Annotated in this window: 24 protein-coding genes; 9 read left to right on the forward strand and 15 right to left on the reverse strand. The window is 68.7% G+C overall.

The genetic code is table 11. The annotated features are described in order from the left end of the window. The first annotated feature begins 4 nt into the window (after positions 1-4). On the forward strand, positions 5-1,477 hold the full coding sequence (locus EHW97_RS11440) for a hypothetical protein (protein WP_124237301.1): 1,473 nt from the start codon (positions 5-7) through the stop codon (positions 1,475-1,477). Positions 1,478-1,565: 88 nt separating this feature from the next. Here the strand turns inward: EHW97_RS11440 and EHW97_RS11445 are convergent, their stop codons facing one another. Further along, positions 1,566-2,891 carry an RNA 5'-3' helicase PhoH2 gene (locus tag EHW97_RS11445; protein ID WP_279432315.1) on the reverse strand — a complete coding sequence of 442 codons (1,326 nt, stop codon included), beginning with the start codon at positions 2,889-2,891 and terminating at the stop codon, positions 1,566-1,568. Positions 2,892-3,089: 198 nt separating this feature from the next. Next, positions 3,090-3,851, reverse strand: a complete 762-nt coding sequence (locus EHW97_RS11450; RefSeq protein WP_124237303.1) for an isoprenyl transferase — start codon at positions 3,849-3,851, stop codon at positions 3,090-3,092. A 52-nt stretch (positions 3,852-3,903) separates the two neighbouring features. Here EHW97_RS11450 and trhA point away from each other — a divergent pair, with 52 nt between their 5' ends. After that, on the forward strand, positions 3,904-4,599 hold the full coding sequence (gene trhA, locus EHW97_RS11455) for a PAQR family membrane homeostasis protein TrhA (RefSeq protein WP_243696414.1): 696 nt from the start codon (positions 3,904-3,906) through the stop codon (positions 4,597-4,599). Positions 4,600-4,697: 98 nt separating this feature from the next. On the opposite strand, the gene EHW97_RS11460 is transcribed toward trhA, so the two are convergent. From EHW97_RS11460 to mca, 5 genes are all read right to left on the reverse strand, one after another. Next, on the reverse strand, positions 4,698-6,677 hold the full coding sequence (locus tag EHW97_RS11460; RefSeq protein WP_124237305.1) for a thioredoxin domain-containing protein: 1,980 nt from the start codon (positions 6,675-6,677) through the stop codon (positions 4,698-4,700). A gap of 81 nt (positions 6,678-6,758) precedes the next feature. Beyond that, complete coding sequence (locus EHW97_RS11465) at positions 6,759-8,183, reverse strand: alanine/glycine:cation symporter family protein (RefSeq protein ID WP_124237306.1); 1,425 nt, start codon at positions 8,181-8,183, stop codon at positions 6,759-6,761. A gap of 160 nt (positions 8,184-8,343) precedes the next feature. Further along, a complete protein-coding gene (locus EHW97_RS11470; protein ID WP_124237307.1) occupies positions 8,344-8,781 on the reverse strand; it encodes an ASCH domain-containing protein in 438 nt (145 codons plus the stop codon). Further along, entirely contained in the window at positions 8,778-9,014 is a 237-nt protein-coding gene (locus EHW97_RS11475) for a hypothetical protein (protein ID WP_124237308.1), read from the reverse strand. The genes EHW97_RS11470 and EHW97_RS11475 overlap by 4 nt, the downstream gene beginning before the upstream one ends. Positions 9,015-9,062: 48 nt before the next feature. Next, a complete protein-coding gene (gene mca / locus EHW97_RS11480) occupies positions 9,063-9,941 on the reverse strand; it encodes a mycothiol conjugate amidase Mca (RefSeq protein ID WP_124237309.1) in 879 nt (292 codons plus the stop codon). A 56-nt stretch (positions 9,942-9,997) separates the two neighbouring features. Here mca and EHW97_RS11485 point away from each other — a divergent pair, with 56 nt between their 5' ends. Together EHW97_RS11485 and greA are read left to right on the forward strand one after the other, a co-directional pair. Further along, positions 9,998-10,375: a DUF4307 domain-containing protein gene (locus EHW97_RS11485; RefSeq protein WP_124237310.1), complete on the forward strand. Its 378-nt coding sequence runs from the start codon at positions 9,998-10,000 to the stop codon at positions 10,373-10,375. Positions 10,376-10,441: 66 nt separating this feature from the next. Beyond that, positions 10,442-10,942 carry a transcription elongation factor GreA gene (gene greA / locus EHW97_RS11490; RefSeq protein ID WP_124237311.1) on the forward strand — a complete coding sequence of 167 codons (501 nt, stop codon included), beginning with the start codon at positions 10,442-10,444 and terminating at the stop codon, positions 10,940-10,942. A 161-nt stretch (positions 10,943-11,103) separates the two neighbouring features. Here greA and ilvA read toward each other — a convergent pair whose 3' ends face one another. The 5 genes from ilvA to EHW97_RS11515 all read right to left on the reverse strand — a co-directional run bounded on the left by ilvA (position 11,104) and on the right by EHW97_RS11515 (position 16,912). Continuing rightward, positions 11,104-12,294, reverse strand: coding sequence for a threonine ammonia-lyase (gene ilvA, locus EHW97_RS11495; RefSeq protein ID WP_208002005.1), 1,191 nt, complete (start codon positions 12,292-12,294; stop codon positions 11,104-11,106). A 108-nt stretch (positions 12,295-12,402) separates the two neighbouring features. Next, positions 12,403-13,314, reverse strand: coding sequence for a glycine betaine ABC transporter substrate-binding protein (locus EHW97_RS11500; RefSeq protein WP_124237313.1), 912 nt, complete (start codon positions 13,312-13,314; stop codon positions 12,403-12,405). A 58-nt stretch (positions 13,315-13,372) separates the two neighbouring features. Further along, positions 13,373-14,329 (reverse strand): ABC transporter permease, encoded by a 957-nt coding sequence (locus EHW97_RS11505; protein WP_124237314.1) that lies wholly within the window; start codon positions 14,327-14,329, stop codon positions 13,373-13,375. A gap of 52 nt (positions 14,330-14,381) precedes the next feature. After that, positions 14,382-15,620 (reverse strand): quaternary amine ABC transporter ATP-binding protein, encoded by a 1,239-nt coding sequence (locus EHW97_RS11510; protein WP_124237315.1) that lies wholly within the window; start codon positions 15,618-15,620, stop codon positions 14,382-14,384. A 176-nt stretch (positions 15,621-15,796) separates the two neighbouring features. Continuing rightward, positions 15,797-16,912 carry an AI-2E family transporter gene (locus EHW97_RS11515; protein WP_124237316.1) on the reverse strand — a complete coding sequence of 372 codons (1,116 nt, stop codon included), beginning with the start codon at positions 16,910-16,912 and terminating at the stop codon, positions 15,797-15,799. An 83-nt stretch (positions 16,913-16,995) separates the two neighbouring features. On the opposite strand from EHW97_RS11515, the gene msrA reads away from it, so the two are divergent. Both msrA and EHW97_RS11525 read left to right on the forward strand, forming a co-directional pair. After that, positions 16,996-17,637 carry a peptide-methionine (S)-S-oxide reductase MsrA gene (gene msrA, locus EHW97_RS11520; protein WP_124237317.1) on the forward strand — a complete coding sequence of 214 codons (642 nt, stop codon included), beginning with the start codon at positions 16,996-16,998 and terminating at the stop codon, positions 17,635-17,637. Between the two features lie 26 nt (positions 17,638-17,663). After that, positions 17,664-18,230, forward strand: a complete 567-nt coding sequence (locus EHW97_RS11525; protein WP_124237318.1) for a mismatch-specific DNA-glycosylase — start codon at positions 17,664-17,666, stop codon at positions 18,228-18,230. Here EHW97_RS11525 and EHW97_RS11530 read toward each other — a convergent pair. Further along, on the reverse strand, positions 18,227-18,580 hold the full coding sequence (locus tag EHW97_RS11530; protein WP_124237319.1) for a winged helix-turn-helix transcriptional regulator: 354 nt from the start codon (positions 18,578-18,580) through the stop codon (positions 18,227-18,229). The genes EHW97_RS11525 and EHW97_RS11530 overlap by 4 nt on opposite strands. A 74-nt stretch (positions 18,581-18,654) precedes the next feature. Here EHW97_RS11530 and EHW97_RS11535 point away from each other — a divergent pair, with 74 nt between their 5' ends. The 3 genes from EHW97_RS11535 to EHW97_RS11545 all read left to right on the forward strand — a co-directional run bounded on the left by EHW97_RS11535 (position 18,655) and on the right by EHW97_RS11545 (position 20,572). Continuing rightward, a complete protein-coding gene (locus EHW97_RS11535; RefSeq protein ID WP_124237320.1) occupies positions 18,655-19,512 on the forward strand; it encodes an SDR family oxidoreductase in 858 nt (285 codons plus the stop codon). Between the two features lie 124 nt (positions 19,513-19,636). Continuing rightward, complete coding sequence (locus EHW97_RS11540) at positions 19,637-20,119, forward strand: Hsp20/alpha crystallin family protein (protein ID WP_124237321.1); 483 nt, start codon at positions 19,637-19,639, stop codon at positions 20,117-20,119. Positions 20,120-20,149: 30 nt separating this feature from the next. Beyond that, complete coding sequence (locus tag EHW97_RS11545; protein WP_124237322.1) at positions 20,150-20,572, forward strand: VOC family protein; 423 nt, start codon at positions 20,150-20,152, stop codon at positions 20,570-20,572. 3 nt (positions 20,573-20,575) lie between these two features. On the opposite strand, the gene EHW97_RS11550 is transcribed toward EHW97_RS11545, so the two are convergent. Further along, on the reverse strand, positions 20,576-22,045 hold the full coding sequence (locus EHW97_RS11550; RefSeq protein WP_124237323.1) for a cytochrome P450: 1,470 nt from the start codon (positions 22,043-22,045) through the stop codon (positions 20,576-20,578). After that, positions 22,045-22,863, reverse strand: coding sequence for an SDR family NAD(P)-dependent oxidoreductase (locus EHW97_RS11555; protein ID WP_124237324.1), 819 nt, complete (start codon positions 22,861-22,863; stop codon positions 22,045-22,047). The genes EHW97_RS11550 and EHW97_RS11555 overlap by 1 nt, the downstream gene beginning before the upstream one ends. Positions 22,864-22,891: the final 28 nt, after the last annotated feature.

Here is a 22,891-nt window from a genome sequence, read left to right on the forward strand (position 1 = left end):
CATCGTGACCCGCTCGCGCAGCCTGCTCGTCGCGCTTGCCGTCGTTGCCGCCGTCGCCGCGCGGGTGCCTCGCCTTCGCTATCCCCTGTCGCCCGACGAGGCCGGCTTCCTCACCGTCGGCGGAGGCTGGAACTCCGCCGGGCCCTATCTGTACGGCGAGCACTGGGTCGACCGGCCACCGCTGCTCATCACGATCTTCCGCCTCGCGGAGGCCACGGGCGGGATGGTCTCCTTGCGCGTCATCGGCCTTCTCGCCGCTGGCATGTCGGTGTGGCTGGCCAGTCGCGTCGCCCGGTCCTTGGCCGGGCCTGCTGCTGCCGTGCCCGCGGCGTTCGCCGCCGCCCTGCTCTTCAGCACTCCGGTCGTGGCGAACGGCCGGGTCGACGGCGAACTCCTCGCCGCCCCGTTCGTGCTAGCCGGCATGTGGGCCGCCGTCAGTGCGCTGCACCCCGACCTCACCATTCGGTCCGCGTCCCTTCGCGCCGCGCTCAGCGGCGCCGCCGGCGCGGGCGCGATCCTGGTGAAGCAGAACTTCGTCGACGTCGTGGTGTTCGTGGGCGTCGCGGGCCTCGCCGCGCTGATCCGGCACCAGCTCGGTTGGGTGCGCGCACGCGCCTTGATCCTGGGCTTCCTGGGCGGCATCGTCGGCGCTGGCCTCGTCATCGTCCTGTGGTCGTGGAATCGCGGCACCTCCCCCGCCGAGCTCTTCGAGGCGATGTACCCGTTCCGCCTGCAAGCCGCGGAGGCGATCAACCATGACAGCCCGCGCGTGCTGGATCGGCGCGAGAACCTGCGGTGGGCGGCGTTCCTCGGCGGTGCGATCCCGGTGACGCTCGCGGCGTTGCCCCTGCTGTGGAAGCGCCCCCGCCCGACGACGTGGGCACTCTTCGCGGTGATCGGGTACGGCGGTGTCTCCGTCGCGGCCGGAGGGAGCGCCTGGCTGCACTATCTGGTGCAGCTGTCGGGTCCGGTCGCCGTGGTCGCGGGAATCGCGGTGGTCTCGTTCGGACCTCGCGGGCGATGGGTGCTGCGCTCCGTCCTGGCGGCCGTCCTCGTGGCGGCGCTCGTGGCCGCCTGGGTCGAGCGCGACGTGGAGCCGCCGGCGAAACGCGCGGAGGTCGGCGCGGCGATCGCCGCGGTCGCGGAACCGAACGACGGCATCGTCGTGTTCCCCTTCGGGGTCAACATCGCCTATGCCACCGGCCTTGACACGCGGTATCCGTACCTGTGGCTGCTGCCCGCCCTCGTGCGCGACAACGACCTGGAGCGCCTCGCCGCCACCATCGAATCGGACGATGCGCCGACGTGGATCGTTCTGACAGCCACGCCCTCGAGCTGGCCGGGTTACGGGTTCAGCGGCCCGACGGATCTGCTCGACGACCGCTACGCCGAGGTCACCGAATTGTGCGGCCGCCCCCTCTATCTCCTCCGCGGCGCCGCCCGCGACACTCCGGTGGACCCCTGCGGCACTGGCTGACTGCGGGGCGCCTCCCAGCAGGGTTGCTCGGGGGACGTTCGGCAGGGCTTCGGGCCGGTGGTGCCTGCCGAACGTCCCCTCCGCGCGTTCAGAGGGTCACGTCCTCCAGCATCTCCGTGACCAGCGCGGCCACGGGCGAGCGTTCGGAACGAGTGAGGGTGACGTGCGCGAACAGCGGGTGGCCCTTGAGTTTCTCGACCACCGCGACGACACCGTCATGGCGCCCCACCCGCAGGTTGTCGCGCTGCGCGACGTCGTGCGTGAGGACGACCTTGGAGTTGGCGCCGACGCGCGACAGTACCGTCAGCAGGACGTTGCGCTCCAGCGACTGGGCCTCGTCGACGATGACGAACGAGTCGTGCAGCGATCGCCCGCGGATATGCGTCAACGGCAGCACCTCGAGCATGTCCCGATCGAGGATCTCCTCGACGACCGCCTGCGAGGTGACGGCGCTGAGCGTGTCGAAGACCGCCTGCGCCCACGGCCCCATCTTCTCGGACTCGCTGCCCGGCAGGTACCCGAGTTCCTGCCCGCCGACGGCGTAGAGCGGCCGGAACACGACGACCTTCTTGTGCTGCCCGCGTTCGAGCACCGCTTCGAGGCCGGCGCAGATCGCCATCGCCGACTTGCCGGTTCCGGCGCGACCTCCGAGCGAGACGATCCCGACGCTGGGGTCGAGGAGGAGATCGAGCGCGACCCGCTGCTCTGCGGAACGGCCGTGGATGCCGAAGGCGTCACGGTCGCCGCGGACGAGCTGGACGCGCTTGTCCGCGGTCACCCGCCCGAGTCCGCTGCCGGCGGCCGACAGCAGGACCAGGCCGGTATGGCACGGCAGTTCGCGCGCCTCCTCAAGGTCGACGATGCCGTCGTCGTACAGGGCGTCGAGGTCGGCCGTCTGCACCTCGAGTTCGCGCATCCCCGTCCAACCGGTCTCCAACGCCCATTCCGCGCGGTACTCCTCGGCCTTGAGCCCGACGGCAGACGCCTTGACCCGCATCGGCAGGTCCTTGGACACGAGCGTCACGACGTGTCCCTCGTTCGCCAGGTTGCGCGCCACCGCGAGGATGCGCGTGTCGTTGTCGCCCAGACGGAAGCCCGCCGGCAGCGACTCGGGATCGGTGTGGTTCAGCTCGACTCGCAATGTTCCGCCCTCGGTGCCGATCGGAAGCGGCGCGGCGAGCGTGCCGTGAGCGAGGCGCAGGTCGTCGAGGAAACGCAGTGCGTTGCGGGCGAAGTACCCGAGCTCGGGATGGTGTCGTTTCGCTTCGAGCTCGCTGATCACGACCACCGGGATGACGACCTCATGCTCATGGAAACGCTGCATGGCTGCCGGGTCCGCGAGCAGGACGCTCGTGTCCAGGACATACGTGCGGCGCGGGGCATCGGTCGGGGCGTTGCTCTGTGTCACAGCCACGGCTGTCTCCTCGAGAGCCTCGTGCGCACCCTGCACCCGGCCCTCAGTTAGTGATCGAGTCTGACCAAGGGCACCGTTGTCTCAGGGGCGAGCGTCGGCACATTCTGAACGTACGACCGATGCAGGCCCGCGGCGCGGCGACACGCGGTGACAGCGCGTGACGGGAGGGTCAATTCCCGGTGACGAGCCGGCGACGGGTCAGGCGCCGAAGCGCCGCTCCCGCGAGGCGTACGAGCGCATCGCGCGCAGGAAGTCGACCCGGCGGAATGCCGGCCACAGTGCGTCGGAGAAATAGAACTCCGAGTGGACGCTCTGCCAGAGCAGGAAGCCGCTCAATCGCTGCTCGCCGGAGGTGCGGATGACGAGATCCGGGTCGGGCTGGCCCTTGGTGTAGAGGTGCTCGGCGATGTGGTCGACGTCGAGCGTGCTGGCGACCTCCTCGAGCGACTTGCCCTTCGCCGCTTGATCGAGCAGCAGCGAGCGCATCGCATCGGTGAGTTCCTGGCGTCCGCCGTAGCCGACGCAGATGTTGACGTTGAGGCCGTCGATGCCCTCGGTACTTTCGGCGGCGCGTTTGAGCCGAGCCGCCGACTCCGGCGGCAGCATGTCGAGGTTGCCGATGAGCTGGAGCCGCCACCGGCCCAACTGCGCGAGTGACTCGACCATCTGCTCGATGACCGACAGGAGCGCCGCAAGCTCGTCGGGGGGACGACGGAGGTTGTCGGTACTCAGCACCCACAGGGTCACGATCTTGACGCCGAGTTCGTCGCACCAGCCGAGGAACTCGGTGATCTTCTCGGCGCCTGCCTGGTACCCGAAGTCGACGCCGGCGCCGGCTCCGCGCGCCCACCGTCGGTTGCCGTCGACGATCGCGCCGACGTGATGCGGCAGTCGTTCGGGGTCGAGCATCTTGGACAGCCGACGCTCGTACACGCCGTACAGCAGGTCGCTCATCCCCATGCCGCTCAGCCTACGCTCTGCCGATACTGGGTCGAGCCACTATCCTCGACCTGTGACGCGACGGTCCTCAGAACGAGTTCTCGACGACGTCTCCGACCGTCTTCAATCGAGGGTCGAGGACATCAAACCCAAGCTCCGCGGCTGGCTGCATCTGGCCACGGCGCCGCTGGCGTTCTTCTCCTTCATCGTGATGCTGGTGCTCGCCGACGACCCCGAGGCGCGCGCCGGTGCCGCCGTGTTCATGGTCAGTTCGCTCGCGCTCTTCGTCGTCTCGGCCGTCTACCACACGGGGACATGGCGCGGGAGCGTCATGCAGACGCTCAAACGCGTCGACCACTCGAACATCTTCATCATGATCGCGGGCTCGTACACCCCGTTCTCGCTGTTGCTGCTCAACGGCCGGCACGCCGCGATCATGTTGAGTCTGGTCTGGGGCGGGGCGTTGCTGGGCGTGCTGTTCAAGGTCTTCTGGCTCCACGCGCCACGGTGGAACTACGTCCCGCTGTATCTGCTGCTCGGATGGGCCGCGGTCCTCTACTGGCCCGAGTTCGCGGAGGCTGCGCCGACGTCCGTGCTCGTGCTGATGGTCGTCGGCGGCGGGCTCTACACGCTCGGTGCGCTCGTCTACGGGTTCAAGCGCCCCGACCCGTTCCCCCGCTGGTTCGGCTTCCACGAGGTCTTCCACGCGCTCACGATCGCCGCGTTCATCGTCCACTACATCGGTGTCAGCCTCCTCGTCTACGGCTGACTCGCGGTCGCGATCCTCCCCGCTGATGGAGGATTACCAGGTGACGTAGGTTTTCTTCACTTCTCCGGGTGAACTCACCCGGAGAAGTGACAAGAAAACTACATCACCTGGTAATCCGCGGTCAGGTCAGCGGGGTCGGTGATGGGGCGCTGGCAGGTGTGATCACGGCAGACGTAGACGGCCGTCCGGCCGTCGATGCGGGTCTTGGCCTCGAACAACGGGATCGCCGCCCCTTCGTCCGCGCGGACGACCACCGCGCCCGCCGTCGTCAGTCCGAGAGCAGCCCGGTAGAGCACCGGGTCGTCGCCGACGACCGCCACTTCCGCCGGGCCCGCGAGCACCGCTTCGGCGGCGGCCAGCGTCCAGCCCGCGTACCGGGGCACCTGCTGCGCCAGCGGAGCCGCCGCGCTGATGGACTCCTCCGCGGCCTCGCGGTAGCGCTGCTCCCCCGTCACCGCCGCCATCGCGAGCATCGCGTGCGCGACCGCTGACGTGCCCGACGGCGTGACGTTGTCGGACGGATCCTGGGGCCTCACCAGCAGTTGCTCGGCGTCGTCGGCCGTGTCGAACCAGCCGCCGTCGGGATCGGCGAAGTGCTCGAGCACCCGGTCGAGCAGACTCTGGGCGCGATCCAGCCAGGCCGGATCCCCCGTCACACCGAGGACGGCGATGAACGCCTCGGCCATCGTGCCGTGATCCTCGAGGACACCGGCGTTGCGGGACGGCTCACCGTCGCGCGAAGTCCGGACCACGCCGTCGCGCACGTGGACCCGCCACAGCAGCTGGGCGGCCTCGACCGCCGCCTCCACGAAGGCCGGTTCCTCGAGGAGCACGCCCGCTTCGACGAGCGCCGACACCGCCAGCGCGTTCCACGCCGCGACGACCTTGTCGTCACGCGCGGGACGGGTGCGCTCCGCGCGGGCCTCGAGCAACGCCGCCCGCACCCGTTCCCAGCGCTCGGGATCGTCGGGGTCCTCGCGCAGTTGCAGCGTCGACAGCCCCCGTTCGAACGTGCCGGCGGCCGTCACGCCGAGCAGCGACGCCGCCCACGCCCCGTCCACCGCTCCGAGCGTGCGCATCAGCTGGTTGGGGTTCCAGACGTAGAACGTTCCCTCGTGACCGTCGCTGTCGGCGTCGAGGGCCGAGGCGAACCCGCCCTCCGGCGTTCGGAGCTCCCGGAGCAGGAACCACGCGCTCTCGCGCGCGATCCGCTCGCCGAGCGGCGCGCCGGTCTGGCGCCACCAGTGCAGATAGAGGCGCAGCAGCAGCGCGTTGTCGTAGAGCATCTTCTCGAAGTGCGGCACACGCCAGTGGCGATCGACGCTGTACCGGGCGAAACCGCCCCCGAGCTGGTCGTACATGCCACCGCGGGCCATCGCCTCGCACGTGCGCTCGACCATGGAGAGCGACACCTCGTCCCCGGTGCGCGCGTGATGACGCAAAAGGAACTCCAGCACCATGGACGGCGGGAACTTGGGCGCGCTACCGAACCCGCCGAAGTCGCTGTCGAACTCCCCGATGAGCGCGTCGACGGCTCCGGCGAGATGGTCCGGTGTCAGCGCTCCCCCGCCGCCTGCTCCGCGGTCGGCGAGGAAGGCCCGCACCTGCGCGCCCGCCTGGACGATCTCCTCGCGACGGTCGCGCCACGCCTCGGCGAGCGCCTGGAGGACCTGGGGGAACGCCGGGTGCTGACCCGCCGGCTCGGGCGGGAAGTAGGTGCCCGCGAAGAAGGGCTCGCCGTCGGGCGTCAGCACGCAGGTCATGGGCCAGCCGCCCTGACCGGTCATCGCCTGCGTCGCTTGCATGTAGATCGCATCGACGTCCGGGCGTTCCTCGCGATCGACCTTGATGTTGACGAAATGCTCGTTCATGAACGCCGCCGTGGCCGGGTCCTCGAAGGACTCGTGCGCCATGACGTGGCACCAGTGGCACGCGGCGTATCCGACGCTCAGGAGGATGGGGCGATCGGTGCGCCGCGCCTCCTCCATCGCTTCGGGGCCCCACTCCCACCAGTCCACCGGGTTGTCGGCGTGCTGACGCAGATAGGGCGACTGGGCCTGAGCGAGGCGGTTCGTCATACCTCCACGCTGGCACACCCGGCCCGACGACGCATCGAGCGGCGGCGGTGGCGCTCCCCGGGGGAAGCGCCACCGCTCACCTCAGCGTGCCTCGTGCTCGGCGTTGCGCGCCGGCTCGGCCGCCGCCGCGTCGGACTCCCAGAAGTCGGCACCCTTGATGCCGAGTTCGGAGGGACGGAACACCGGATCGAGACCGGCGCGACGCTGCCGGTCGTAGTCGCGGGTCACCTTGATGACCGTGCCGGACAGGGCCAGGATGCAGAGCATGTTGACCCAGCCGAGCGTGCCGTAACCGATGTCGCCGATCCCCCACATCGCGTCGGCGCTGATGATGGCGCCCGTGAACGTGATGACGAGCATTCCGAGCTTCAGTACGGGGTCACCGACGCGGCTGGACTCGGTGCCGGTGAGGTAGACGAGGTTGGTCTTGGCGATGTAGAAGAACGCCACCAGCGTCGTGAAGGCGAAGAAGAACAGGGCGATCGCCACGAACGCCGACCCGAAGCCCGGCATGACGGTGCTGATGACCTCCTGCGTGTAGGCGGCCCCCGCCTCCAGACCCGGCACGTGCTCGACGATCGGCTCGCCATCGGCGGCGAAGACGTTGTACGAACCGGTCATGACGATCATCAACCCGGTCGCGAAGCAGACGACCACGGTGTCGATGAAGATCGAGAACGACTGCACGAGGCCCTGCTTGACCGGGTGCGTGACCGACGCGGCGGCCGACCCGTAGGTGCCCTCGCCGACGCCGGCGACGTTGGAGAACACAGCTCGGCGCACACCCCATGCGACAGCTGCGCCGACGATGCCGCCGAACACCTGATCGGTGCCGAACGCCGAGGCGAAGATGAGTCGGAACGTCGGGACGATCTGGTCGACGTTCACCAGGGTGATGACCAGCGCGGCGAGCACGTAGCCGACGGCCATGATCGGCACCATGATCTGCGCGGCGGCGACGATGCGCTTGGTGCCTCCCACGATCACGAACGCCATGAGGGCCGTGATGAAGACCGCGGTCACCCAGGTGGGGATGCTGAACGCGCCTTCCATGCTCGAGGCGATGTTGTTGGACTGGACACCCGGGAAGACGAATCCGTAGCCGACCATGGCCAGCGTCGAGACCAGGACCGCCAGCCACTTGAGCTTCAGCCCGTGCTCGATGTAGAACGGCATGCCACCGCGGTGCTCATCGTTGACCTTGCGCTTGAACACCTGCGCGAGCGTCGACTCGGCGAACGAGCTGGCCGAGCCGAGCAGGGCGCAGATGACCATCCAGACCAGCGCTCCGGGACCACCGGCAGCGATCGCGGTGGCGACGCCGGCGATGTTGCCGACGCCCACGCGGCTGGCCAGGGTCAGCAGCAGAGCCTGCAGTGAGGAGATGCCATCGTCCGACTGTCGCTTGTCCGTGATGAGCCGGCCAGCGCGAAGTACGCCATGGGATTCCAGATGGAATCGTTGATGAGGTGAGATTGGAAGGCGGGTGGTTGCCCGCCCCTGGATGCACGACTCGTCGCCAGCGCCCGAGGACCGCTGTGGCTGCCGTCACACCGGGGTAGCATATTACACAGCACATATCACCCAATGCGCGCGAAGGACCCCCTTTTTCGTGGTCGCGATCGCATCGCGCCTGGTCAGAAGGGGGTGAGGAAGGAGAGGTGCGTCACAGGTCGGACGGCGGCCAGACGAGATCGAACCGCTCGAAAACGATCTCGAGGGCGTTCAGTTCGTCGTCGGTCGGCGTCGGCTCGACGACCCGACGGAAGTACCGGCGGTGGGCCTCGAGCCAGTAGCGCCGGCTGCGGTCGCCCTCGCCCTCGTCCCAGGCGAACTGGTCGTCGACGCTGTCGAGACGTCCGACCCGGACGTCGGTCGTGCGGAGAATGGCGCGCTGCCGACCGGCACCGTCGGTCATGACCCAGTGCGTGCCGACCGCCGGGATGCCGTAGGTGGCAAGGCCGGCTGTAGCGCGTTTAGGACCGCGCAGCACCAGCTCGAGGAGCTCGTCCGCGAGCTCGGGCGAATCGCCGAACTGGTCGATTTCGGGCACCTCGGCCGCATACTGCGGATAGGCCTGGACGTAGTCGTCCCAGAGGGTCACGGCGTGGTGTCGTCGTCGCCTGGGGTCTCCGGCGACGACGTGTCCTGCTCGTCCTCGCCCTGCCACGGCTCGCGGGCCCGCCGCGCCATCCGCGCGAACGACCACAGCAGTAGCGCGACCACGATGAACAGAAGCAGGGTGAAGCCACCCGCGAGCCAGCCGATCGACTGGTTGCCTTCGGGGTCGATCTCCTCGGCGGCGATCATGACCGACGGCAGATAGCTGAAGTCCACGCCTTCAGACTAGGCCGTGGCGCCATCAGGAGCCCCGCGGGCCCGCGGTCAGCGCAGCCCGGCGAACAGGTCGTCCTCGGGAAGTGTCGTGTCGACGAAGCTCTTGACGAGTTCGTAGTCCTCGGTGGGCCACGCTTCCTTCTCGATCTCGCGCGGCACGGCGAACCAGAAGCCGTTCGGGTCGATCTGCGTCGCGTGGGCGATGAGCGCCTCGTCGCGCACGTGGAAGTAGTCCGCACACGGCACGTGCGTGGTGACTCGCTTCTCGCGTTCAGGGTCGAAAGGACGATTCATCCGCTCGGCGTAGGGCGATTCGAGTCCGTGCCGGCGCATGGCCGCCTCGATCGCCTCCATACGGCGCCGCGACCATCCGAAGTGGTAGTAGAGCTTGCTGACCTGCCACGGCTCGCCCAGCTCGGGGTACCGCTCCGGGTCAGCCGCCGCCTCGAAGGCGTAGACGCTGATCTCGTGGCACTTGATGTGGTCCGGGTGGGGATAGCCGCCGTTCTCGTCGTACGTCGTCATGACGTGGGGACGGAAGGAGCGGATGAGCCGGACGAGCGGCGCGGCCGCCTCTTCCAACGGAACGAGTGCGAAGCACCCTTCAGGCAGCGGCGGCTTGGGGTCGCCTTCGGGCCATCCGGAGTCGACGAAGCCGAGCCAGTCCTGCGTGATGCCGAGGATGTCGCGCGCCCGCTCCATCTCCTCGCGCCGGATCTCCGAGATGAGGTCGGGGTTCTCCAAGATCCCCGGGTGCTCGAAGCCCGGGTTGAGGATGGAGCCCCGCTCACCGCCGGTACACGTCACGACGTGCACGTCCACACCCTCGGCCACGTACTTGGCGGTCGTGGCTGCTCCCTTGCTGGACTCGTCGTCCGGGTGCGCGTGCACGTGCATCAGTCGAAATCGTTCGTCCACGGGCTCCATCTTTTCACGGCGATGGTGCGGACCTGACGTCACGACCGGTTTGAGACACTGGGGGCATGACCGATCTGTCCGAGCGGTACGGGCGCCGCGCGACCCCACGCTGGGTGTGGCCGCTCGTGGCCGTGCTCGGGATCTCCGTCGGCGTTGCCTGGGCGGCATGGGTCGCGTGGGACGACGTCCCGCCGTACCAAGCAGAGGTGTTCGGCTACGAGGTCGAGTCCGACGAGCTCACCTCGATCACCGTCAACGTGTACCGCAGCGAGGACGATCTTCCTCTGGAGTGCGAGGTGTACGCCCAGGCGGAGAACAAAGCGGTCGTCGGCGAGACGATCATCGAGGTTCCCGCCGACCCCCGCCACACCCGAGTCCGCGCGGACATCGTCACCGAGCAGCGCGCCACCACGGCGACGCTTCGGGCCTGTGAACCCGCCTGATTCCTGGTAGACTCGGAGTTTCAACCCCGGGTGGTGACCCGGGGTTCCGTACGTGGAGGAGGCATCATGACGTCTACCGAGTCCGACACCATCTGGGTCACTCAGGAGGCTTACGACCGCTTGACGGCGGAGCTCGAGCATCTCAAGTGCGAGGTGCGTGCCGACATCACGGCCAAGATCGCCGCCGCCCGTGAGGAGGGCGATCTGCGCGAGAACGGCGGGTACCACGCCGCGCGCGAGGAGCAGGGCAAGACCGAGGCTCGCATCCGCCAGCTCGAGGACATGCTCCGCCGGGCCGAGGTCGGCGAAGCACCCGCGGACGACGGACTCGTCGAGCCGGGCATGAAGGTCACGATCCGCTTCGCTGGCGACAGCGACACCGAGACGTTCCTCCTCGGCTCGCGCGAGCTGCTGAGCATGGACTCCAGCGTCGACCTCGACGTCTACTCGCCCACCTCGCCGCTCGGCGCGGCGATCTCCGGCAAGAAGGTCGGCGACGAGGCGACTTACGAGGCCCCCAACGGCAAGAGCATCACCGTCGAGATCCTCGACGCCACGCCGTTCTGAGTCGACACCCGAACGCCCCCGGCACGATGCCGGGGGCGTTCGTCATTCCCCTGCGGCCCGGGCGGTGAGTGAGCGTCCATTCCCCGCGCCGAGCGGTGAGTATGCGTCCATACTGACCCTCCGAATGGACCCATACCCACCGCCCGGCGCGGGAGAGGGCGTCAGAAGAGGTCGTACCCGAGGCGGGTGAGGTGTTCGCGCAGTTCCTCACGGTGCTCGGGGCCGCGCGTGGCCACCTGCAGTGCGACCTCGACCTGGCGCACGCCCAACGCCTCCGACGCGCGGTCGTGATTCACGTTGAGCACGTTGACGTCGTTGCGCGCCAGTTCGGTGAGCAGCCGCATCAGCTCGCCCGGGCGGTCCGAGATCCGCACGCGGAACATCATGAAACGCCCGGCCGAGGCGAGACCGTGCCGGATGACCTCGAGGAGCAGGAGCGCATCGATGTTGCCGCCGGACAGCACCGAGACGACGGGGCCCGCGAAAGCGTCGGGACGTTCGAGCAAGGCGGCCACCCCCGCGGCCCCGGCAGGCTCGACGAGCAGTTTCGCGCGCTCCAGGAGTCCGATCAGCGCCGTGCTGAGCGTGTCTTCACCGACGGTGACGACCTCGTCGACGTAGTCGCGGATCACCCCGAAGGGAACGTCGCCGGGGCGCGCGACCGCGATGCCGTCGGCCATCGTCGGTTCCAGCGCAGCCAGCTGGGGCTCGCCCTTGGCCAACGAAGGCGGGTACGCGGCGACGGCCTCGGCCTGCACGCCGACGATCTGCAGGTCCGGACGCTCCTGCTTCAGCAGGGCGATACCCGCCGCCAGCCCTCCCCCGCCGAGCGGCACGAGGATCGTCCGCACGTCCGGCTGCTGCTCGACGATCTCGAGCCCGACCGTGCCCTGCCCAGCCAGGATGTCCTCGTGGTCGAACGGGTGGATCAGCACGGCACCGGTGCGCTCGCTGAACTCGACGGCAGCCTCGAGCGCGTCGGTGACGCCGGCCCCGTGGAAGCGAACGTCTGCCCCGTAACCGAGCGTCGCCTGCACCTTGGGAAGCGCGGCGCCCTCTGGCATGAAGATCGTTGCCGTCGTGCCGAGCTTGCGCGCCGCAAGTGCCACGCCCTGCGCATGATTGCCGGCGCTCGCCGCGACGACGCCGCGAGCACGCTCGGACTCGGCGAGTCGCGCGATCCGCACGTAGGCACCGCGCACCTTGAACGAACCGGCCCGCTGCAGGTTCTCGCATTTGAGATACACCGGAGCACCCACAAGATCGGCCAGCCACCGCGAGTGGGCGACCGGCGTCACCTCCGTGACACCGTGGAGGAGAGCACGGGCGGCGCGTACATCGTCGAGGTCCACCGAGCCAGAATAGGCCGCCGCCCCGGTCACCGATCCGCGTGGACACGGCGACGCCCGGTCGCCCCCTGCCGGAGCAGGCGACGACCGGGCGTCAGCGTCCGTGAAGGGTCAGCCCTTGAGGCTCTCGATGAAGTTCGGGTTCTCCTCGAGCCACGCCTCGACGGCCTCGTCCTCGCGGCCCTCCCCGTACTCGTTCACCACCAGGTTCTCGAGCGAGCCGTAGGCCTCATCGTCGAGCTTGAAGTTCGCGAACATCTCCGCGAGCTCGGGGTACTCCTCGGAGAAGCCGGCGGTGGCGATCGCGTTGAGCGTCTCGGCCTCACCCAGCGCGCCCTCGGGGTCCTCGAGGTCCTTGACCGGGAACTCGGAGTTCGCCCAGAACGGCTTCCAGAGCGTGACGACGATGTCCTCCTGCGCGCCGGTGGCCTTCTTCAACTCCGCGAGCATCGCGGTCGTCGAGGACTCCACGAGCTGGTACTCGTCGTCGAGTTCGTAGGTGGGGATGACGCTCTCCTTGGTCTGCTTGGTCAGACCCGCGCCGGGCTCGATGCCGACGATCTTGCCGTCGAACATGTCGGCGTTGCCCTTGAGGTCGGCGATCGAGTCGATGTCGGTGTACTCGGGCACCGCGAAGGTGAGCTTGGCCCCGTCGTAGTACGCGCCGAGGTCCTCCAGGTCGTCGCCGTACTCCTCCATGTACGAGGCATGGGTGACCTCGGGCCAGGCCGAGGGATACACGTCGATGTCGCCGTTCGCGACGCCGGTGTAGAGCGGAGCGGCCTCGGAGATCTCCTCGATCTTGACCTCATAGCCCTCCTCCTCGAGCACGTGCTTCCACAGGTGCGCGGTGCTCAAGCCGTCGGTCCACGAGGGGATGATGCCGAGCGTGATCGACTTGTCAGCGCCGTCGCCGCCATCGCCGCTCGCATCGTCGCCGCCACCACAGGCACCCAGGGTCAGGCCCAGCGCGACAGCTCCGGCGAGCAGGCCGGTCGCGCGCTTACGTCCACTCAACTTCATGTTCTCCTCTTTCGATTCGTTGTCAGCGTGCGTTCAGTTCGTTGCGTTTGACTCGAGGTCACGCGGTGGCGGGGGTGCGGGCGGACGCGTCGTCCGTCGCCGTCCGGCTCGCCGGCGGGGTCCGGCGACCGGCCCGGCGGCCGCGGAGACGACCGAGACCGCCCTCACCCACAGCGGCCGTCACCCGATCCAGGTAGATCGCGAGCACCACGACGGACAGTCCGGCCTCGAAGCCGAGGCCCACGTCGAGGCGTGAGATCGAGCTGGTCACCTCACTGCCGAGGCCTCCGCCACCCACGAGCCCGGCGATGACGGCCATGGACAGCGCGAGCATGATGACCTGATTGATGCCGGCCATGATCGTGGGCATGGCGAGCGGGAGCTGGATGCCGCGCAGGATCTGACCCGGGGTGCCGCCGAAGGCCTGCCCGGCCTCGACGACCTCCGGGTCGACTTGGCGGATACCCAGTTCGGTGAGCCGCACCCCTGGCGGCAGCGCGAAGATCACGGTCGCCACGAGACCGGCGGGCACTCCGATGCTGAAGAGCGTCACCACCGGTACGAGCCACACGAACGCGGGCATCGTCTGCATGAGGTCCATGACGGGTCGCACGACCCGGCTCACCCCGTCCCAACGTGCCGCGGCGATTCCGATGGGAATGCCGATCACCAACGCGACGATGGTGGCGACCAGCACGAGCGACAGCGTCTGCATCGCGTTGTCCCACTGGTCCATGCCGACGACCGCCAACAGGCTCACTGCGGCGAGGAGTGCGAGCTTCCAGTCCCGCAGCAGCCAGGCGATCAGCGCGAACACGGCGACGAGCACGACGGCCGGCGGCGCCTGCAACATGTCGGTCAGACCACCGACGGTCGTGCCGATCAGGTCGGCCACCGCGCCGAAGAACGTGCCCATCGAGTCCTGGACCCAGTCGAAGGCGGTCTCGACCCAGTCGCCGACAGGGATGCGGGGAACGCCGGACTCCACGGTCTCGGTACGCAGGACGGAACTCATCGGATCACCTCGGTCACTCGCACGGGGGTCGCTGGACTCGACGCGCGGCCCATCACGCGGTGGGCTCCGCGACGGGGGCGGTGAACCCGATTCCGTCTGGCGCGTCGGTCACGGCGTCGCCGCCGACCGCCCCCAGGGCGCTGAGCAGCGTCACCCGAGGAATGACGCCGACGAGCCGCCCGTCCTCGACGACCGCGAGCGCAGCGGGGCTCTCGGCCGACACCGTGAACAGATCGGCCACGGCCACGTCCGGCGTGACGGTGGTCGCGGGGACCACGAGTCCGTCCAGGTCACCCTGGCCCCGTTCGACAGCGCGGACGACGTCCTTCTCCGTCACGGCGCCGACGAGGCGATGCTGGCGGTCGACCACCAGGAGCGAACCCAGCTGGTGCTCGCGCATGAGCTTGTGCGCCGTGCGCGGCCCTTGCGTGGACCCCAGGACGGCGACGGGTCGCTCCATCACCGACGAGGCGGTGAGGACGCGAGTCCGGTCGACGTCCTGGACGAACTGCGCGACGTAGTCGTTCGCAGGGTTGTTGAGAATCTGCTCTGACGTGCCGATCTGCTCGATCCGGCCGTCGCGCATCATCGCGATGCGGTCGCCGAGACGCATCGCCTCGTTGAGGTCGTGCGTGATGAAGACGATCGTCTTGCCCAGGCGCGACTGCAGTTCGACGAGCTGGTCCTGCATCTCGCGGCGGATCAGCGGATCGAGGGCGCTGAAGGCTTCGTCCATGAGCAGGATCTCGGTGCCGGCGGCGAGGGCGCGGGCGAGTCCGACCCGCTGGCGCATGCCGCCCGAGAGCTCGCCCGGCAGCGAACCGCCCCAACCGCCGAGGCCGACCATCGCGAGCGCGTCCTCGGCGCGCTGCTCCCGCTCGCTGCGGTTCATGCCGCGCAACTGCAGCCCGTACGCAGCGTTCTCCCCGACCGTGCGGTGCGGCAGCAGAGCGAAATGCTGGAAGACCATGCTGACCTTCTCGCGGCGCACCGCGCGCAGGCCCTTGGCGTCGAGGGCGTTGATGTTCTGCCCGTCGATGCGGATCTCGCCGGCGGTGGGCGTCAGCAGACCGTTGATCATGCGGATCAAGGTGGACTTCCCGGAGCCGGACAGACCCATCGCCACGAAGATCTCGCCGCGTTCGGCGGTGAAGCTCGCGTCGATCACCGCGGCCGTCAGGCCGTCACGACGCAAGTCGTCTCGGGATTCGCCGCGCGCCAAGCGGGGGACACCGCGCTCGGCACCGCGGCCGAACACCTTGTACAGCTGGTCGGCATCGATCAGTGCCACGTCAAAAGCCTCGTCTTCCGGGCTTACCGTCGCGTCCCCCCGGCCGCGTAAGCCACTGCCATCGGTTGCGTTCTCTGTCGGTCTCAGTCAGCGACAGGTGACTCTACCAGCGATTCTCAGCAGCCGTTCAGGGGGGCTTCAGGAATGCTGAAAGCGGAGGGTGGTGGCGCGTGGCGCTACAAGTCCTGCGATTCGTCCCCCACGACGCCGTCGGTGACGGGTGGTTCGCCTTCGGCGAGGTGCCGGACGATGCTGTTGACGCACGCGGCGAAGGGCACCGCGAGCAGCGCGCCGACGATCCCCGCGACGACGATGCCGGCGGCGATCGCCACGATGATCGCCAGCGGGTGAATCGCCACGATGTGCCCCATGAGGAAGGGCTGCAGGACGTGCGATTCGATCTGCTGGACGGCCACGACCCCGGCCAGCATCAGCAGTGCAGTGATGGGGCCGTGCGCCACGAGGGCCACCAGCACCGCGACCATGCCCGAGATGAGAGCGCCCACGATGGGGATGAAGGCGCCGAGGAACACGAGCACACCGATGGCCAGCGCAAGCGGCACCTGCAAGATGACCGCGACCAGCGCGATCCCCACGGCATCGGCGAGGGCGACCAGGACCGTCGCCCGGACGAACGCGGTGAGCGACCCCCACGCCGCACGCCCCGACGAGCGCACCTTGTCGCGCGAGGCACGCGGGAAGAACTGCACGACCCAATCCCAGATCTTCGCGCCGTCGTAGAGGAAGAAGAAGGTCGCGAAGATCGCGATGAAGAAGCCCGCGACGAAGTGGGTGACCCGGGTACCGACTTCGGTGGCCTGACTGACGACGGAACTGTCGCTCGACGCGATCGCCGCCTGGACTCGATCGATCCACTGGGCCAGCTGGGCGTCGCTGAGGTTGAGCGGCCCTTGCTTGGCCCAATCCTGAAGTTGAGCGATGCCCTCGACCACGGCGTCGCGCAAATCGTTGAACTGCGTGGACAGCTGCGTCCCGACGACCGTGATGAGGCCGCCCACGGCGACCAGCATGCCGATGACGACGATGAACGTGGCCACGATCCGCGGCACTTTGCGCCGGTGCATCGCGTCGACGGCACCGGCGGTCAACGCCGTGAGCAAGAGGCCGACGGCGAGCGGGACCGTGACTTCGGAGAGGAAGCCGAGCAGCCACGCGAGCGCATAGCCCGCCACGGCGATGACGATCAGGCGCCACGACCAGGCCGCGGCGATCTCGATGCCGACCGGAACCTCGTAGCGCCGGCCCTCCGGACGCGGACTCTGACTACTCACTCTTCGAGACTAAGGGAACAGACCGACGCCGCACGGCGTTGTGTGACATGTCCGCACCTTCTCGACCAGTGATGAGGCGAACCATGATCTTCGGTCGCGACAAGACCCAGCTCCCCACCCCCGAGACCGCGTTGCCCGGACGCGAGTCCAGGCCGTTCGCGGTGGGTGACCGGCACCTCGTGACCGGCAACCCGATCGAGACGGATGGGCCTGAGGGCTTCGAGGTGGCCGTCTTCGGACTCGGGTGCTTCTGGGGCGAGGAGAAGACGTTCTGGGAGCAGCCCGGCGTCTGGTCGACCTCCGTCGGGTACGCGGGCGGCATCACGCCGCATCCGACGTACGAGGAGGTCTGCACGGGCCTGACCGGTCACGCGGAGGTCGTGCGGGTCGTCTTCGACCCCGCGGTCACCAGTTACGACCAGCTCCTCAAGGTGTTCTGGGAGAACCACGACCCGACCCAGGGCATGCGCCAGGGCAACGACCGCGGCAGCCAGTATCGCTCCATCCTGCTCACCACGAGCGAGGAGCAGCAGCGCAAGGCGGAGGCGTCGCGCGATGCCTACCAGCGGCAGATGACCGCCCACGGCTATGGGCAGATCACCACGCAGATCCGGCCGCTCGACGAGTACTACTACGCCGAGGAATACCACCAGCAGTACCTGGTGAAGAACCCGTTCGGCTACTGCCCGCTGCACGCGACCGGGGTGCAGTACGCCGACGTCTGAGCCCGCGAGGCCCTAGGCTGGCCGTCGTGAGCGTCAGGAGTCGGTGGAGCCGCGCGGAGCTCGAGTCCTTCGCAGGACGCACGATCCCCGACCTCCTCCCCGAGGGCGAACTCGCACTGCTGTTCGTGGGCATCAATCCCGGACTCGTGAGTGCCGCGACGGGTCTGCACTTCGCGCGGCGCGGCAACCGTTTCTACCCCGCGCTGCGCGACGCGGGCCTGATCGAGACGATCGACCCCGAGGAAGCGCGTCCGCAGCTCGCCGCATGCGGCGTCGGCATCACGAACCTCGTCGCCCGCGCGTCAGCTCGCGCTGACGAACTCGATCGCACCGAGCTAGTGGAAGGACGACAGCGGCTCGCCCACCTCGTCGAGGAACGCCGCCCGCGCGTCGTGGCCGTGCTGGGCGTGACCGCGTATCGCACCGCCTTCGGCGAGCCGCGCGCCGCGACGGGACGGCAGCCTCGGGACCTGGCTGGAGCGCAGTTGTGGGTGGCGCCGAACCCCAGCGGGCTGAACGCGCACGCCACGCCGGAGACCCTCGCCGCGGACTACGCCGAGATCGCCCGCGCCGCGGGCCTGCTGGACGCCTAGCCGGCACTCCGGGGCGCCAGCAGCGTCGGCATGACCTCGTACAGCGCGTCGATGAGGTGGCGTGTCGCGTCGGCGATCCGCTCCCCCTCGGGCGTGAGGGCGTACTCGACCCGCTGGCCGCCGGGCTGCTGATCGCGGACCACGAGTCCGTCACCTTCCAACGTCTTCAAGGTCTGCGAGAGCATCCGATCGCTGATGCCACCGATCGCACGTGCGATGTCGTTGAAGCGGCGAGGGCCCGGCCGCAGCGCGGCCAGGGTCAGTGCTCCCCACCGGCTGGTCACGTGATCGAGCACTGAGCGCGACGGGCAGTCGGTCGCGAACACGTCGAAGGCTCGCAGATCGACCATGGGGCACCTCCCGGCTCGTTTACTTACTCCAGTATAGTGCTTACGAAATGTAAGTACTCGACCAGGAGAACCCCATGACCATCGCCGTGACCGGATCGACGGGCGCCCTCGGCACCCTCGTCATCGACGCACTCGCTGCGCACGTCAACCTCGACCAGGTCGTCGCCCTCGCGCGCGACCCCCAGCGAGCGGCCCACCTCCGCGAGCGCGGAGCCCAGGTGCGCGCCTTCGACTACGACCAGCCCGAGCAACTGGAGGACGCACTCGCCGGCGTCACCGACCTGTTGCTGATTTCGAGCAACGCGGTCGGCCAGCGCGTCGATCAGCACCGCGCCGTCATCGACGCGGCCCGCGCCGCCGGCGTGGGCCGGATCGTCTACACCAGCGCGCTCGGAGCCAGCGACACCTCCCTCAACCCCGTCGCGCCCGACCACGTCGAGACCGAACGACTCCTCGCGGCCTCCGGCCTCCCTCACGTCATCGTGCGCAACGGCTGGTACAGCGAGAACTACCTGGGCGAACTCGAGAACGCCCGCCAGCACGGGGCCGTGATCACCAGCGCCGGAGACGGCACCGTCGCCTCGGCCGCTCGCGCGGACTACGCCGCGGCCGCCGCGGCCATACTCGTGGACCCCGACGCGAAGCCGGTCTATGAGCTGTCGGGCGACACCGCCTGGACATTCGACGACCTCGCGAAGGCGCTGGCCGCCGCCACCGGCGCGGACGTGGAGGTGCGCCGCGTCTCCGCGGACGAACACCGCGACGTGCTCCGCGAGGCGGGGCTGCCTGAAGGTGCGATCGAGTTCGTCGTCGGCGTCGACGCGGCCATCGCGCAGGGCGAGCTGGGGGTGACGACGAGCGAGCTCGCCGCGCTGATCGGACGACCCACCACGCCACTGAGCGACACCCTCGAGGCCGCCACTCGGGCCTGAAACGGCAGCGTTTTCGCCATCAGCGAAATGTAGGTGCGCGGACTTGGGTGAGCAAAGTTGAGTGACCTACACTCAACTTGTGACCGGTCGTGGGGACCGGGAACGTGAAGAAGGAGGACTGCCCATGTCGACCACACTTTCCCTGTTCACTCGCCGTGACCCCTTCGACGCCCTCATGCGCTCCGCGTTCGGCACCGGCACGTGGCCCGAGCCCCTGCGCACGGACTTCATGCCGGCCGCCGAGGCGGTACGCGACGGCGACGACGTCATCGTCCGGCTCGAAGTACCCGGTATCGACATCGAGTCCGACGTGACCGTCGAGGTCGTGCAGGACCGCCTCGTCGTGCGCGGCGAACGCCGTGACGAGCGGGCCGAGGACCGCGAAGGCCGCAGCATCCGCGAGATCCGTTACGGCCAGTTCGAGCGTACGTTCACGCTGCCGTCGCACATCGGCGCCGACGCAGTCAGCGCCTCGTACGACCGCGGTGTGCTGAACATCCGGGTGAGCGGCGTCTATGCGGGCACCGAGCCGACACGCATCACGATCAGCGAAGGCAGCACCACGAAGGCGCTCACGGCGGACGAGGACGACGCGACGGAGCGCTGATCGTCAGGGGACGCCGCCAGCGTGACGAGCATGGAGCAACGTCTCAGTCTCATCACGCTCGGCGTCACCGACCTCACCCGCGCGCGGGCCTTCTACGAGAGCGGCCTCGGGTTCGTCAAGAACAACGACGAACCCGAGGTCGCGTACTATCAGCTCCCGGGCCTGGTCCTCGCGTTGTGGTCGCGCGCCGAACTCGCGGCCGACACCGGCGTCGGCGACACCGGCTCCGGCTTCTCCGGGATCGCGCTTGCGTACAACACCCGCACGCGTGACGAAGTCGACGCGGTCGTCGAGCAGGCCGTCCAGGCCGGTGCCACCCTCACACGCGCGGCCGCGCCGACCCCATGGGGCGGGTACTCCGCCTACGTCGCCGACCCGGACGGCCACCTGTGGGAGGTCGCTCACAACCCGTTCTGGACGGTCGATGCCGACGGCCGGACGAGCCTGCGCTGAGCGTCAGTGCGAGACCGGGCATCGGCCCGCCCGGTCGTCACCACCATCGGCGTGGCCCGACGGTGCCTCCGACGACGGCGTCCGCGGCTGCAGCTCGAGCCGGAAGCCCTTCGGGACGATCGTGAGCCGTTCATCGATCCGCAGTTCGTAGTCCGGGTCTCCGCTGATCTCATAGCGGTGCAGGATGCGCGCGAGGACGAGGATGGCCTCGTGCAAGGCGAACTGCCGGCCGATACAGGCTCGTTCGCCCGTCCCGAACGGCTTGTAGATGTTCTTGGCCCTGCCGCGGCTGTTCTGTGGCAGGAAGCGATCCGGGTTGAACTGATCGGCGTCCTCACCCCAAACCCGCTGATCACGGTGCGTCAGCGGCAGGATGATCAGCGCCCAGTCGTCAGGCGTCATGCGGTACGTCCCGGCCAGCATCGTCTCCTCGCGCGGGCTGCGTGAGAACGCCGGAGCGGTCGGCCAGAGCCGCAGCGCCTCGTCGAGGATGCGGCGCAGGTAGCGGAACTTCGGCACCTGCTCGAACGTCGGTTCGGCGTCGGGATCAGGGCCCAGGATCGCGTCCGTCTCTGCGTGGGCCCTCGCCAACACGTCCGGGTGCCGCGAGAGGTAGTAGAGCGAGAAGCTGAGCGCGCCCGAGGTCGTCTCGTGGCCGGCGACCAGGAACGTGAGGATCTGGTGCCGGATGTTGACGTCGTCGAGCTTCTCGCCCGTCTGCGGGTGCGCGGTCCGGAGCATGAGATCGAGCAGGTCGCCCCGTTCTTCCCCACTGGCCCGCCGATCCGTGATGAGGCCGTCCACCAGTTCATCCACGTACGCGAGGTGATCGGCGTTCTCCGCATCGATCTTGCGGGCGATGCGCTTGCCGCCGGGAATGGTGTCGAGCGAGGACTTGCGCATGCCGGTGGTGAGCGCGGCGATCATCGCCGGCACGAACGGATGCACCTCGCGGGAGGTGAACGAGCCGAAGTCGCGACTGAAGGCGGTGCGACTGATCGTCTCCATCGTCAGCTTGGTCATGTCGGCGGTGACGTCGATCGGACCGTCCACCGCATCCCAGACATCGAACATCTCGCGAGCGGTGTCCAGCATGGTGGTGTGGTAGCCCCGCATCGAGTCCTTCGTGAAGGCGGGCATGAGGAGGTCGTGGGCGCGTTGCCAGTTCGGCTCGCCGTCGTACGCGGTGAACAAGGCGTCTCCGACGAACTCGCGGAGCGCCTCGAGGGCCGGCGACAGCGCCTTGCGGAACCGGCTCTCGTCGCAGAGCTCGGCCGCGAGTTCGGCGCTCTGCACGAAGACGAACTTCTGGCCGAACACGCGGATCTCGAAGATGTCGCCCATCGAGGGGGCGAGCCGCATGACGTTGGAGAGCGGCGTCCCGGTGCGCAGGTGCAGTGCGTCGCCCGCGATCGGGACCCGTCCGGCGGGATGCTCGAAGGTGTGGCCCGACCAGTCGTTCCGGACCGCCATCAGAGCTTCGTCCTCGAGGCGGCGAGGGCGAGCAAACGCTGGTATCCCGGGCCCACCGCGCGGCTGAGGATGTCGAGCGCCACCGCGTCGGGTCCGATGAGCACCCGGGCTTTCCGCTTCTCAACACCCCGCAGGATGATCTCGGCGGCGCGCTCAGGTGAGGTGCGGGCGATCCGGTCGAAGACTCCCTCGATGGTCTCGCGATCACGGTCGCCGGTCTTTCCGGCGTTACGAGCGACGTCCGTGCGGATGCCGCCGGGGTGGACGGAGGTGACGGCGACCGGTCGCTTGCGGAGCAGCATCTCGATGCGCAACGTCTCGGTGAAGCCACGCACCGCGAACTTGGCCGCGTTGTAGGCACCTTGCGTGGGCGATGCCATGATGCCGAAGACGCTGGAGACGTTGACGACGTGACCGTCGCGCGAGGCGATGAGATGGGGGAGGAAGGCCTTCGTCCCGTTCACCACGCCCCAGTAGTCCACATCGGTGACACGCTCGAGATCGGCGAACTCGAGTTCCTCGATGTCGCCGACGAACGTGATGCCGGCGTTGTTGATCACAAGATGCACGACGCCGAACTGCTCGACCACCTGTGATGCGTACGCGAACATGGCCTCGCGGTCGGCGACGTCGAGATGGTCCGCCCGGACCTCGGTGCCGTACTGCGCGGCCAGCGCTTCGGTCTCCTTGAGGCCCTCGTCATCGATGTCGCAGATCGCGATCCGCGCGCCCCGTTTGGCCAGTTCGAGAGCCAGCGCGCGACCGATGCCGGCGGCCGCTCCCGTCACGACCGCCACGCGGCCGGTGAAATATGTCATCCCTGCTCACCCCTTCGGCTCCAGATAC

The sequence above is a fragment of the Aeromicrobium camelliae genome (assembly GCF_003850045.1).
In the GTDB taxonomy this organism is placed as follows: domain Bacteria; phylum Actinomycetota; class Actinomycetes; order Propionibacteriales; family Nocardioidaceae; genus Aeromicrobium; species Aeromicrobium camelliae.